A 12,874-nucleotide genomic window follows, 5' to 3' on the forward strand; every position below is an offset into this window, starting at 1 on the left:
CACCGAATTTCAGCGGTGCAGCCGCCGAGGCACGATCTGGGTGACCGGGCCGTCCGGGGACTTCCCGGCGCGCGACAGCCAGCCCTCGACCTCACGACACACCGCGTTCAGCGTCGGCCGCCGGCGCGGTTCCGGATCCAGCGAAGCGCTCAGGATCCGCGCGTGCGCCGACCGAGTCGGCAGGCGGGACACCGGCTCCGCACGCGCGGCCGCCATCAACGCGGCCATCGGCGTCTCCCGGGTGCCGCGCGGCGGCTGGCCGCTCAGCGCGTAGCTGACGGTGGCCGCGAGCTGCCAGGCGTCGGAAGCGGGGCTCGCCTGGGCGCCCATCGCCTGTTCCGGGGCGACGAAGTCGGGCGTGCCGATCATCATGCCGGTGGCCGTCATCTTGGAGTCGCCCTGGCTGCGGGCGATGCCGAAGTCGATGAGGTGCGCGAGGCCGGCCGGGTCGAGGACGATGTTCGACGGCTTGATGTCGCGGTGCAGCACGCCCTTTTCGTGGGCCGCGACGAGCGCGCCCGCCATCGTGGACCAGAGGCGGCCGGCGGCGACGTCGTCGAGGGGGCCCTGGCCGTCGACGACCTCGGCGAGCGGGCGGCCCTCCAGGTACTCCATCACGAGCGCGAGGCCGTCCGGTTCCTCGACCAGGTCGTACACCCTCACGCAGTTCGGGTGGTTCACCGCGGCCAGCGCGCGGGCCTCGCGCTGCATGCGTTCCTCGGTGTCGCGGTCGGGTGCGTGCGCGATCTTCAGGGCGACGGTGCGGTTGAGCTGAGTGTCGACGGCCTCCCAGACCGTGCCGAAACCACCGTGACCGAGCCGTCGGACGCGGCGGTACCGACTTCCGCCGGCGCCACGAGAGCCGGGTGGCGGCGGAACCGGGCCGGGAGCCGCGGCGAGCAACCCGGGCTCCGGCGCCGAGGCGAGCGCCGTGGCCGGATAAGGCTTGTTGATCGGCGGCGGCGGGGGCGGCAGCTGCGGACGCGGCGCGACCTGCGAAATCGGCCGCTCGGGCGCCGGCGGCGGCACGTCGCGGCGCGGCTCCGGCCGGTTGATCACCGACCACGGCGGCGGCCCGACCAGGCCCACGGGAATCAGGCCCAGCACGCTGAACGGCAGGAACCCGAGCCAGAAGTGCACGGCCACGTTGGCCGTCATCCCGATGCTCGCCACCGCCATCACCACGAACGGGATCCAGAAGAACCGCGACGGCCACTTCGGCCCGCGCCGGAACGCCGTGCGCGCCTGCAGCATCACGAACAGCAGCGAGCCCGCGGGCAGCACCGTGAACGCGAGCAGGTAGATGCCGAACGACAGCCTCAGGCCACCGTTGTAGAAGAGCGCTTCGTAGACGTTCGGGCCCCCGCCCAGGTACGACTTCTGCACGCCGGCGAAGCAGAACGACGAGCTCAGCGTCGACCGGGAGGCCGCGGACAACCCGCCGGTGCCGCCGGCGTTGATCGCGCGGAACGTCTCGGAGATGCCGTTGGACAGCAGCCACGGCAGCACCAGCACGCTGACCACACCGATCAGCCCGAACACCGTGAGCGTCGTCGCGTCGTACCGGTTGCCCGTGCCCTTGCGCACGATGGCCACCACCAGCGCCCCCAACGCGGGGAACAGCGCGACGAGCGCACCGGCTGTGGTCGTCGCCCAGACCCAGTCACCCGGGCAGAACCCCGGGCCGAACAGGGTGTGGGCGAGCGAGAGCAGCGCGCTCGCGAATCCGCTCACCGCCTGGTTCCCCTCACTCTCGGTGGTCAGGTGGTACCGCCACGCGGCCGAACCCCGTGGTCCAGCTTAGGACGCACGCCGCCTTCGCGGGGTTGCCGGGTAGGTGGGTCGTGACCGTCGTGAAACCTGCGCGACACCCTCACCCGGGCCATCATGAGAACGGATCGAAGTGAACACCGTCGAGGGAGACAGCGTGGGCGCGTATTCCGAGACCTACCGGCGCAGCCTGGACGATCCGGAGGGCTTCTGGCTCGACGCGGCGAGGGCGATCGACTGGACGAAACCGCCGACGAAGGCCCTGGACGCCTCGCGGGAGCCGTTCTACCGGTGGTTCCCCGACGGGGAGCTGAACACGGCGTACAACGCGCTCGACCGGCACGCCGACGGCGGCCGCGGCGCGCAGCCCGCGTTGATCTGGGATTCGCCGGTCACGGGGCAGAAGCGGCGCTACACCTACGCCGAGCTGCGGGACGAGGTGGCGGTGTTCGCGGGGGCGCTCAAGGCGCTCGGGGTCACGAAGGGTGACCGCGTGATCCTGTACCTGCCGATGATCCCCGAGGCCGTGATCGCGATGCTCGCGTGTGCGCGGATCGGCGCGGTGCACTCCGTCGTGTTCGGGGGGTTCGCGCCGAAGGAGCTCGCGGCGCGGGTGGAGGATGCGAAGCCGAAGCTCGTGCTGGCGGCGTCGTGCGGGATCGAGCCGACACGGGTGGTCGAGTACAAGCCGATCATCGACGCGGCGCTCGAGCTGACCGAGCACCAGCCCGACCACGTGGTGGTGTTCCAGCGGGAGCAGGCGCCGGCCGAGCTGTCGGGCACGGATCTGGATTGGGTGGACCTCGTGGAGTCCGCGCGGCCCGCCGACCCGGTGCCGGTGAAGGCGACGGACCCGCTCTACATCCTCTACACGTCCGGCACGACCGGGAAACCGAAGGGCGTGGTGCGCGACGCCGGTGGCCACGCCGTCGCGCTGGCCTGGTCCATGGGCGCGGTCTACGACGTGCACGCGGGCGACGTGTGGTGGACGGCTTCAGACGTCGGCTGGGTGGTCGGGCACTCGTACATCGTGTACGCGCCGCTGCTGGTCGGGGCCACCACGCTGCTGTACGAAGGCAAGCCCGTGGGCACGCCGGACGCGGGCGCGTTCTGGCGCGTGATCGCCGAGCACGGCGTGGAGGCGCTGTTCACGGCGCCGACGGCGTTGCGCGCGGTGAAGAAGGTCGACCCGGGCGCCGCTGAGCTGAAGAAGTACGACCTCGCCCGGTTCCGCACGCTGTTCATGGCCGGCGAACGCCTCGACCCCGAGACCTACCGTTGGGCCGGCGAAGTGCTCGGCACGCCCGTGATCGACCACTGGTGGCAGACCGAAACGGGCTGGGCCATCGCCGCCAACCCGCGCGGCCTCGAGCCGCTGCCGGTGAAGCCCGGATCGGCGACGAAACCCGTGCCGGGTTGGGACGTGCGGGTGCTCGACCAGGCGGGCGACGAGCTGCCGGCCGGCCGCGAGGGCGCGATCGTGGTGAAGCTGCCGCTGCCGCCGGGCTCGCTGCCCACGCTGTGGGGCGACGACGAGCGCTACCGCGAGGCCTACCTGTCGCGCTTCCCCGGCTACTACCTCACCGGCGACTCCGGGTACCTCGACGAAGACGGCTACCTCTTCGTGATGGGCCGCACCGACGATGTGATCAACGTGGCCGGCCACCGCCTGTCGACCGGGTCGATGGAGGCGGCGCTGGCTTCGCACCCGGCCGTGGCGGAGTGTGCGGTGATCGGGGTCGCCGACGAGCTGAAGGGCCAGGTGCCGCGCGGGTTCGTGGTGCTGAAGGCGGGCGTGGACGTGGCCGAAGGCCAGCTGCGCGACGAGCTCGTGGCCGCGGTGCGCCGCGACGTCGGGCCGGTGGCGGCGTTCCGGGACGTGTCCGTGGTCGAGGCGCTGCCGAAGACTCGCTCGGGCAAGATCCTGCGCAAGACCATGCGCGGCATCGCCAACGGGCGCGACGAGCCGGTGCCGTCGACGATCGAGGACCCGAGTGTGCTTGACGCGTTGCGCGCGGTGCTGCGTGGCTGAGACATTTCAAAGCTGAGGCACTTCAAAGCCGAGACAGCTCAAAGCCGAGGTTTTCAACGCTGACAATTTTCCAAGACGGACGGCGGTGCGCGGGCGCATCGTCGTCCCTATGACCGACTACCTGCACGTGGTCCACGACGGCCCGCCCGACGCGCCGCCGCTGCTGCTCATCCACGGTTCCGGAGCCACCAGCGGCTCCTGGAGCGAGATGGTGCCTGCGCTCGCCGAACGCCACCACGTCGTCCGCATCGACCTGCCGGGGTGCGGGCGCTCGACGCCGCCGTCGTCGTACGCCGTGCCGAACCAGGCCGCGCGGGTGGCCGCGCTGCTCGACGAGCTGGGGCTCACTTCCGTTGTGGTGGTGGGACATTCGAGCGGCGGGTACGTCGCCGCCTCGCTCGCCGAGCAGCGGCCGGACCTGGTGGGCTCGATCGCGTTGATCAGCACCGGCCCGCGGCTCGACGCGCTTTCGCACCAGCCGTTGCTCCTGCGGGTGCTGCTGGCGCCGCCGTTCGGTCCGCTGCTGTGGCGGCGCCGCTCCGACGACCTGATCCGCCGCGGGATCCGCGCGACGATGGCGCGGCCGGCCGACATCCCGGACGACCTGGTCACCGAGCTCCGCCGCACCAGCTACCACGCGTTCCGCGAGGTGCTGCGGCACGGCAGCGCCTACCTCGGCGAACGCCCGATGCCCGAGCGGCTGGCCGCGCTCGACGTGCCGGTGCTCGTGGTCTTCGGCGCCGCCGATCCGCGGTGGGACCCGGCGTCGGCGCAGGACTACGCCACGGTGGCGCGCGTGGAGTACCTGCCGGGGGTGGGGCACGTGCCGCTCGTCGAGGAGCCCGGCAAGACAGCCGAGCTGCTGCTCGCGTTCGCGGCGACCCGGCTGTGACCCGCACCGCCTAGCGTGGTCACGTGCGGGCCTTCGACTGGACGGGCGTGGACATCGCGGTGCCGCCCCGGCGGCTGCCGGGCCTACGCATGGCCGGGTTCCGGCAGCCGGTGCCCGCGGCCGTCGACATCACGATGGTGGCCCACCCGGCGGTCACGGTGCTGGTGGATCTCAGCGACGGGCTCGGCTACGAAGCGTTCGGGCGGCGCGGACGCGGCAGCGTGGTGGTCGGGCTCTGTCCCGGCGAGCTGCGAGCCGCCGGACGCATCGGCGAGTGCCTGCAGATCCGGCTCGAACCGGCGCTGGCCACCGCCGTGCTCGGCACGGGGTTGAGCGGCGCGATCCCGCTCGAAGCCGTGCTGGGCCGGGATGCCGCGCGGTGGGAGGACCGGCTGCGTGGTGCGCCGACGTGGGACGCGCGCTTCGCGTTGGCGGCTTCGCTGCTTCGCGCGCGGCTCGGGTCGCGGCCGGTCGACGCGGAGGTGGCGTACACCTGGCACCGGACCCTGGTCGGGCGCGGGCTGACGCGGGTCGAAAGGCTGGCCGAGGAGGTGGGGTGGAGCCGGAAACGGCTGTGGGCGCGGTTTCGCGCGCAGCTCGGCATCACGCCGAAACGCGCGGCTCGCCTGGTGCGTTTCGACCACGCCGCGCACCTTCTCGCCGCCGGGCAGGCTCCGGCTGAGGTCGCCGCGGTGAGCGGGTACGTCGATCAATCGCACCTGCACCACGAGGTGCGCGCGTTTTCGGGGCTCACGCCGGCCGGCGTCGCGGTGGCGCCGTGGCTGGCGATCGACGACGTCGCTTGGCCGAGCGTGGATGGCGCCGCGTCCCGGTGACCGCGACACGCGGTCGAGCGGCCGAGTGCACCAGGGCAGCCTGGCTGTCCGGCCAGTCTTTCGGCTGTTGTCCGAGCCGGAGGAGTGGTCTATACCTCTTAGGGACTGTCTTCTCCCCGACCGGAGGTTGTCCGTGAGGAAGAGCTTGTCCAGAGCCGTGCTGGGGGCGACCGTGCTGAGCGTGGCGGTGCTCGGGCTGCCGGGGCCGGCGACGGCCGCGACCGCCGAGCCGGAGCGCAGCGTCACCGACATCGTGCCGGTGCCGGTGCAGGCCAAGGCCGACCCGAAGGCGGACTTCACGCTGTCGCCGCTCACCGTGATCCGGGCGGGCAAGGGCACGAACCAAGTGGCCGACTACCTGCGCGGCCTGCTGCGGCCCGCCACCGGCTATCCGCTGCCGGTCGTGCCGGTGAACGCCGGCCTGCCCGCGATCTCGCTGGACCTCGGCCACGCCGACCAGCGCGTGGGCGCCGAGGGTTACCAGCTGTCCGTGGCGAAGTCGGGCGTGACGCTGAAGGCCAACACTGCCGACGGCCTGTTCGAGGGCGTGCAGTCACTGCGGCAGCTGCTGCCGTCGGCGATCGAGGCCAAGCACGTGCAGCTGCGCAAGTGGACGATCGCCGGCGGAACCGTGCTCGACTACCCGCGCTTCGCCACGCGCAGCGCGATGCTCGACGTCGCCCGGCACTTCTTCCAGCCGGCGCAGGTGAAGACGTACCTCGACCAGCTGGCGCAGTACAAGATCAACACCCTGCACCTGCACCTGTCCGACGACCAGGGCTGGCGCATCGAGATCAAGAGCTGGCCGCGCCTCGCGACCGAGGGTGGCAAGGGCGCCGCGGACGGCGACCCCGGCGGTTACTACACGCAGGCGCAGTACAAGGACATCGTCGCCTACGCGGCGTCGCGGCACATCACGATCGTGCCGGAGATCGACATGCCGGGTCACACGAACGCGGCCCAGTCCGTGTACGCGGAGCTGAACTGCGACGGCGTCGCGGTCCCGCCGCGCACCGACACGGAGGTCGGCTACAGCTCGCTGTGCATCGGTTCGCCGACCACGTACAAGTTCGTGGAGGACGTGATCCGCGAACTGGCGGCCATCACGCCCGGCAAGTACCTCGGCATCGGCGGCGACGAAGCCCACTCGACGTCCGACCCGGACTACAAAGCCTTCTACGCCAAGGTGAACCCGCTCGTCGCGAAGTACGGCAAGCTCATCACCGGCTGGCACGAGATCGCGAAGACGGGCCTGCCCACCACCGCGATGCCGGAGTACTGGGACCAGGGCGGCCCGAACGCCGACGTCGCCGGCTTCGCGGCGACCGGCGGCAAGGTGCTGATGGCGCCGTCGAACCACGCGTACCTCGACATGAAGTACACCGAGGACACGCCGCTGGGCCAGGACTGGGCCGGCCTCGTCGAGGTGAAGGACGCCTACGACTGGGATCCCGCCACGCTCGTGCCGGGCGTCGGCGAAGCCAACGTGGCCGGCGTCGAGGCTCCACTGTGGACGGAGACCATCCGGACCAACGACAACATCGAGTACATGGCCTTCCCGCGCCTGCCGGGCATGGCGGAGATCGGCTGGTCCCCCCAGTCCGCCCGCGACTGGGACACCTACCGCCTGCGGCTGGCCAAGCAGGCACCGCGCTGGGTGGCGCAGGGGATCGACTTCTACCGGTCTCCGCAGGTGGACTGGAAGTAACGCGGTTTTCGCGAAGGGCCCCTTCTTCCGAGGAGGGGCCCTTCTTCGCGATCAGCCCGCGTTACGCAACCGCCAGCGGTCAACCGACGACCGAATACCCCCGGAGTACGACGGCGAAAGCGCCGGCGTCGCCAGGATCTTCTCCGCGCGCCGCACACCGGCCTCCGCGAGGCGGGGCTCGAGCTGCGCGAAGTTGGCGAACGCGATCAGGTGCACCTCGGCCACGGTCGGCGCCTGGGCGTCGGTCTCGATCACGCGCACGGCGCCGGTGGTCGGCACGTTCCCCGGCCGCAGCACGCGCAGGTACCAGCCGCAGCGGCCGGAGTCGATGAGCGCCGGCACCACGTCCTTGCGGCCCGTGCGCATGGCGAGCTTGAAACACGGCTGCCGAGGCTGTGACACCTGCAGCCGCGCGTCGCCCCATTCCCACACGTCGCCGATGCGCACCTCGGCCTCGTCCGCGCCGCGCACCGCGAGGTTCTCCCCGAAGGCCCCGAGTGCCACGTCGAACCCGTCGGCCGTCCACGCCGGGTAGTGCTGCGCGGGGTAGACGTACACCGCTTTGTCGACACCGCCGTGCACGCTCAGGTCGGCCTGCTCGTCGCCGTCGAGGTTCAGCCGCGTGAGCTCCAGCTCGGCCGCGGCCACCCGGTCCTTCACGATCGCGCTGAGCACCGGCCGCTCCCGCCGCTGCCCGAGCACGGCGGGCCGGCCGACGAAAACACCGGCGAGTTCGAGTGTGGTCACGTCCTCGAAGCTACCCGGCCGCGCTACTGCGTTCGGGAGAACGAGGTCCTCAGGGCGGCGACACGGGCCGATTGATCTTGATTCGGACCGTCGGCCGGTGTGGTCTGGAGCACAGTGCACGCCGGAAGGGAGGGTTCCGACGATGAGACTGTGGCCCCGGCGCCGCGCCCGCGATGACGTTTCGTCGTTGACGCCCTACGGTCCGTATTCCTCGGTGCGCGTCCGCAACGACGCCTTCGAGCCGGGCGACGACGGGCGGAACGTGGCGTACTGCTGCTTCACCGACCCCGACGAGGCAACCCGATGCCACGCCGGTTGGCAGCAGCACGCGCCCGCCCTGACCAGCGCGCTCGTCCACAACCGCCGCAGCGCGTTCGAGCCGGACGTCGAGGGTTGGTACCTCCGCCCGGACGGGACGCGGCACGCCGGTTTGCCGCCCGAGATCACCGCGCTGATGGCCGAGCTGGCCCCGCCGAGCGCCGAAGATCTGGCCGCCCGCCAGGCTCACGAGGCCGAGCAGGCGCTCGAAGCCGTGCGCGCGGAGAAAGCCGCGTGGGCGGCGAGGCAGCCGAAGGAGGTCGTGCTGGCCGAAGCCGGCGACGACTCCCCGATCGCGCACCACGGCAAGTTCCTCAAGGCCACCGTGATGACGACCGGTGGACAGCCCGTCGACCGGGTGAAGTTCCACTTCGCCGAGTTCACCGGCGACGAGCCGGAGCCGGCCATGCCCGAGCGCGGTGACTCCGACGACGAGCGGTGGCGCCTGGTCTGCGACGAGTTCGACGTGGCTCGCACGTTGTGGGCGAAGGCGGTCTACCGGCGCAAGGCCACGCCGGTGCTGCGCGCCGCCGCGGCCGCCTGGCCGGAGGTCGCCGAGGCGTTCGCCCGGATCGACCGAGCCTGGTCGGACCTCGACGACCCACCGAGCGGCTGGGAGGTCGCGGTCAAGCGCCTGCTCGACGCCCACGACCACGCCAGACCCCTGGTGGCGAACTGGGAGAACGGCCCCGCTCGCGAACTGATGACCGTCGGCGCCGAACTGACCTACGGCCGTGGAGAGCTGACCGAGCTCAGGAAACAGCTCAGCGTCGAGCTGGGCATCAACGGCATCGAGGAGTGGCACCTCGGCCACGTCGAGGACGACAGCTCCGATCCGCTCGAGCTGCGGGACGGCGCGAGCGCGCGGCTCGAAAACCTCATCCGGCCCCAGCGTGACCGGCTCGCCCTGATCGCCGACGTCGTGGGCCGTTTGACGGCGTGAGAGGAAATCGGCGACGGCGGTCTCGACCGAACTGACTGCCGCCGCGTCGAAGGCGCACCGCGTGACGTTCCCCGAGACGCCGCCGGTGCCGGGCGGGTGCGGTCTGGTCGCCGGACCGGACCGCACCCGACCCCTCGGCGGTTCAGCCGTTCAGGGCCACCGACTCCTCGTCGCTGAAGAGGCGGGACCTGACCAGGAACCGCACGCCCTCCGGGGCCTCCAGCGAGAACCCGCTGCCGCGGCCCGGAACGACGTCGATGGTGAGGTGGGTGTGCTTCCAGTACTCGAACTGCGGGCCCGACATCCAGACCGGCACGGCGTCGATGCCGTCCACGGAGAGGTCGCCCAGGTGCACATCGCGCTCGCCGACCTTGAACTCGCCGAGCGGGTAGCACATCGGGGCGCTGCCGTCGCAGCAGCCGCCGGACTGGTGGAACATCACCGGGCCGTGCACGGCCACCAGCTTGCGCAGGAGGTCGCCCGTGGCCTCGGTGAAGTCCACCCGCGAAACGTCCATCAGAAGAAGCCCAGCGCCTGGTCGGAGTACGACACGAGCATGTTCTTCGTCTGCTGGTAGTGGTCGAGCATCATCTTGTGGTTCTCGCGGCCGATGCCCGAGGCCTTGTACCCGCCGAACGCCGCGTGCGCGGGGTAGGCGTGGTAGTTGTTCACCCACACGCGCCCGGCCTGGATGTCGCGGCCCGCGCGGTAAGCGGTGTTGCCGTCGCGCGACCAGACGCCGGCGCCGAGGCCGTAGAGGGTGTCGTTGGCGATCTTGAGCGCGTCGGCGTAGTCGTCGAACTTCGTCACGGCCAGGACCGGGCCGAAGATCTCCTCCTGGAAGATGCGCATCTTGTTGTCGCCCTCGAACACCGTCGGCTGCACGTAGTAGCCGCCGGCGAACTCGCCGCCGAGGTCCGCCTTCTCGCCACCGGTGAGGACCTTCGCGCCCTCCTGCTTGCCGATGTCGATGTAGGACATGATCTTTTCGAACTGGTCGTTCGACGCCTGCGCGCCCACCTGCGTCTCGGTGTCGAGCGGGTTGCCCTGGCGGATCTTCTTCACGCGCTCCACGGCGTCGCCGAGGAAGCGGTCGTAGATGCCGCTCTGGATCAGCGCGCGCGAAGGGCAGGTGCAGACTTCGCCCTGGTTCAGCGCGAAGAGGCTGAAGCCCTCCTGCGCCTTGTCGTAGAAGGCGTCGTTCTGCGCGGCGACGTCGTCGAAGAAGATGTTCGGGCTCTTGCCACCGAGCTCGACGGTGACCGGGATGATGTTTTCGCTGGCGTACTGCAGGATCAGCCGGCCGGTGGTGGTCTCGCCGGTGAAGGCGACCTTGCGCACGCGGTTGCTCGACGCGAGCGGCTTGCCGGCTTCCACGCCGAACCCGTTCACGATGTTGAGCACGCCCGGCGGGATCAGGTCGCCGATGATCGACATCAGCAGGTGGATCGACGCGGGCGTCTGCTCGGCGGGCTTGAGCACGATCGCGTTGCCCGCGGCGAGCGCCGGGGCAAGCTTCCAGACCGCCATCAGGATCGGGAAGTTCCACGGGATGATCTGGCCGACGACACCGAGTGGCTCGTGGAAGTGGTACGCCACGGTGTTTTCGTCGATCTGCGAGATCCCGCCCTCCTGGGCGCGCAGGGCGCCGGCGAAGTAGCGGAAGTGGTCGATCGCGAGCGGGATGTCGGCGGCGAGCGTCTCGCGCACGGCCTTGCCGTTCTCCCACGCTTCGGCGACGGCGATCTTCTCGAGGTTCTGCTCCATGCGGTCGGCGATCTTGAGCAGGATCGCCGAGCGCGCCTCCACGGAGGTGCGGCCCCAGGCCGGTGCGGCGCCCTCGGCCGCGTCGAGGGCCTTTTCGATGTCGGCCGCCGTCCCGCGCGCGATCTCCGTGAAGGTCTTCCCGGTGATCGGCGTCGGGTTCTCGAAGTACTGCCCGCCGGCCGGGGCGACGTATTCGCCGCCGATGTAGTGGTCGTACCGGGTCTCGTAGTCGACGACGGCGCCGTCGGTGTTCGGTGCGGCGTAAACGGCCATCTTTCCTGCCTCGTTGCTCGGAGTGACGGACGACGGCCGAACGTAGGCTCCTCGACGTTGCACGGACGTTGCAGACGTGTGAGCTGGGTCTCTACCCTGGTGTGGTGGCGGAGCCGCCCGAGGCCGACTTGCTGCGCGATCCCGAGGCGTACGCGCGGCTGCTCGAACACGTCCACGACGCGGTGCTGGCCGGTGTCCCGGCACCCCGATCACCACGCTCCGTGGTGTCCGACTCCTGGCAACGCTCACTGGCGGCCCACGTCGACCCCGATTCGGGTGAAGCGCCGCTGGTGTTCGAACCGTCGGAGGTCACCGATCTGCGCGCCGAGCACCCACTCGCGCCCGTGCTTCCGCTGCTGCGCCAGACGCTCGTGAGCATCGCCGACGACGCCGAGCACATGATGATCGTGACGGACGCCGAAGGCCTCGTGCTGTGGCGCGAAGGTGCTTCGGGCGTGCTGCTGCGCGCCGACCGCGTGGCGCTCACGGAGGGCACGCGCTGGACCGAGGAGGCGATCGGCACCAACGCGATGGGCACCACGCTCGCCACCGGCGAGCCCGTGCAGATCTACTCCGCCGAGCACCTCGTGCGCCGCTACCACGCGTGGACCTGCGCGGCGGCGCCCGTGCGCGACCCGGAGACCGGTGCGCTGCTCGGGTCCATCGACGTGTCCGGGCCGCTGCGCACGGTGCACCCGGCGATGCTCGCGCTCGTCACGGCCAGCGCGCAGCTCGCCGAGGGCCAGCTGCGGGCGCAGCTCGCCGTACGCGACGAGAAGATGCGCCGCGCCAACATGCGCCACCTCGACGCCCTGCGCGGCCGCCCCGGCGCGCTGCTGTCAGCGGGTGGGCGCGTGCTGGCCGCCGAGTCGTGCACGTTGCCGTCCACAGTGGAGGTTCGCCGCGGCGGTGGCACGGTGACCCTGCCCGACGGCCGCATCGCCGTGGTCGACCCGCTCGACGACGGATTCCTGCTGCGCCTGGCCACTTCCGGCCCGGCGCACCGCCGGCGCCTCACGCTCGAGTACCTCACCGACGGCGCCGGCTCCACCACCCTCGACGGCCGCGAGATCCCGTTCACCCTGCGCCACGCCGAACTGCTCACGCTGCTCGCCCTGCACCCGCGCGGGTTGTCGGCGGAGCGCCTCGCCCTGCAGCTCTACGGCGAGAACGGCAACCCCGTGACCGTCCGCGCCGAGATCCACCGGCTGCGCACGCAACTCGGCACCGGCGTGGTGCAGACCCGGCCGTACCGCCTCGCCGCCGACATCGACGCCGACTTCCTGCGCACCCGCGCCGCCCTGCGCCGCGGCGACGCCGCCGAGGCCACCCGCACGTTCAGCGGGCCGCTCCTGCCCGAGTCGGAAGCCCCGGCGATCCTGGAGGAACGCGAGTCGCTCACCGCGCAGGTCCGCCAGGTCGCGCTCAACACCACCGACTCCGACACGCTCTGGGCGTTCTGGGAAACCTCCTGCGGCGCCGACGATCTCGAGGTGCTGGACGCGTTGTGCGCGGCGCTCGACCCGGCCGACCCCCGGCTGGCGGTGGCTCGGACGCACCGGTCGCGGCTGAGCTGAGGCGTGGTGCG

General features: G+C 71.4%; 10 protein-coding genes. 6 read left to right on the forward strand and 4 right to left on the reverse strand.

Features of this window, described 5'->3' with window-relative positions:
* Positions 1-9: 9 nt before the first annotated feature.
* Positions 10-1,734 (reverse strand): serine/threonine-protein kinase, encoded by a 1,725-nt coding sequence (locus VSH64_RS31120; RefSeq protein WP_326566312.1) that lies wholly within the window; start codon positions 1,732-1,734, stop codon positions 10-12.
* Positions 1,735-1,927: 193 nt separating this feature from the next.
* On the opposite strand from VSH64_RS31120, the gene VSH64_RS31125 reads away from it, so the two are divergent.
* The 4 genes from VSH64_RS31125 (at position 1,928) to VSH64_RS31140 (ending at position 7,238) form a co-directional block, all read left to right on the forward strand.
* Positions 1,928-3,802, forward strand: a complete 1,875-nt coding sequence (locus VSH64_RS31125) for a propionyl-CoA synthetase (protein WP_326566313.1) — start codon at positions 1,928-1,930, stop codon at positions 3,800-3,802.
* Positions 3,803-3,911: 109 nt separating this feature from the next.
* A complete protein-coding gene (locus VSH64_RS31130) occupies positions 3,912-4,694 on the forward strand; it encodes an alpha/beta fold hydrolase (protein WP_326566314.1) in 783 nt (260 codons plus the stop codon).
* Between the two features lie 23 nt (positions 4,695-4,717).
* Complete coding sequence (locus tag VSH64_RS31135) at positions 4,718-5,530, forward strand: helix-turn-helix domain-containing protein (RefSeq protein WP_326566315.1); 813 nt, start codon at positions 4,718-4,720, stop codon at positions 5,528-5,530.
* 133 nt (positions 5,531-5,663) lie between these two features.
* Positions 5,664-7,238: a beta-N-acetylhexosaminidase gene (locus VSH64_RS31140; protein ID WP_326566316.1), complete on the forward strand. Its 1,575-nt coding sequence runs from the start codon at positions 5,664-5,666 to the stop codon at positions 7,236-7,238.
* Positions 7,239-7,289: 51 nt separating this feature from the next.
* Here the strand turns inward: VSH64_RS31140 and VSH64_RS31145 are convergent, their stop codons facing one another.
* Positions 7,290-7,985 (reverse strand): MOSC domain-containing protein, encoded by a 696-nt coding sequence (locus tag VSH64_RS31145; RefSeq protein ID WP_326566317.1) that lies wholly within the window; start codon positions 7,983-7,985, stop codon positions 7,290-7,292.
* 142 nt (positions 7,986-8,127) lie between these two features.
* On the opposite strand from VSH64_RS31145, the gene VSH64_RS31150 reads away from it, so the two are divergent.
* Positions 8,128-9,246: a hypothetical protein gene (locus VSH64_RS31150; protein ID WP_326566318.1), complete on the forward strand. Its 1,119-nt coding sequence runs from the start codon at positions 8,128-8,130 to the stop codon at positions 9,244-9,246.
* 142 nt (positions 9,247-9,388) lie between these two features.
* Here the strand turns inward: VSH64_RS31150 and VSH64_RS31155 are convergent, their stop codons facing one another.
* Positions 9,389-9,763 carry a DUF779 domain-containing protein gene (locus tag VSH64_RS31155; protein WP_326566319.1) on the reverse strand — a complete coding sequence of 125 codons (375 nt, stop codon included), beginning with the start codon at positions 9,761-9,763 and terminating at the stop codon, positions 9,389-9,391.
* Complete coding sequence (gene exaC / locus VSH64_RS31160) at positions 9,763-11,286, reverse strand: acetaldehyde dehydrogenase ExaC (RefSeq protein WP_326566320.1); 1,524 nt, start codon at positions 11,284-11,286, stop codon at positions 9,763-9,765. Before exaC ends, VSH64_RS31155 begins: the two co-directional genes overlap by 1 nt.
* Before the next feature lie 104 nt (positions 11,287-11,390).
* On the opposite strand from exaC, the gene VSH64_RS31165 reads away from it, so the two are divergent.
* Positions 11,391-12,863, forward strand: a complete 1,473-nt coding sequence (locus tag VSH64_RS31165) for a helix-turn-helix domain-containing protein (protein WP_326566321.1) — start codon at positions 11,391-11,393, stop codon at positions 12,861-12,863.
* The last annotated feature ends 11 nt before the right edge of the window (positions 12,864-12,874 follow it).

It is taken from the genome of Amycolatopsis rhabdoformis (assembly GCF_035918295.1).
GTDB lineage: Bacteria > Actinomycetota > Actinomycetes > Mycobacteriales > Pseudonocardiaceae > Amycolatopsis > Amycolatopsis rhabdoformis.

Coding starts and splice junctions, on each gene's coding strand:
- VSH64_RS31130 (WP_326566314.1), top strand. CDS start 3,912: ATGACCGACTACCTGCACGTGGTCCACGACGGCCCGCCCGACGCGCCG.
- VSH64_RS31150 (WP_326566318.1), top strand. CDS start 8,128: ATGAGACTGTGGCCCCGGCGCCGCGCCCGCGATGACGTTTCGTCGTTG.
- VSH64_RS31155 (WP_326566319.1), bottom strand. CDS start 9,763: ATGGACGTTTCGCGGGTGGACTTCACCGAGGCCACGGGCGACCTCCTG.
- exaC (WP_326566320.1), bottom strand. CDS start 11,286: ATGGCCGTTTACGCCGCACCGAACACCGACGGCGCCGTCGTCGACTAC.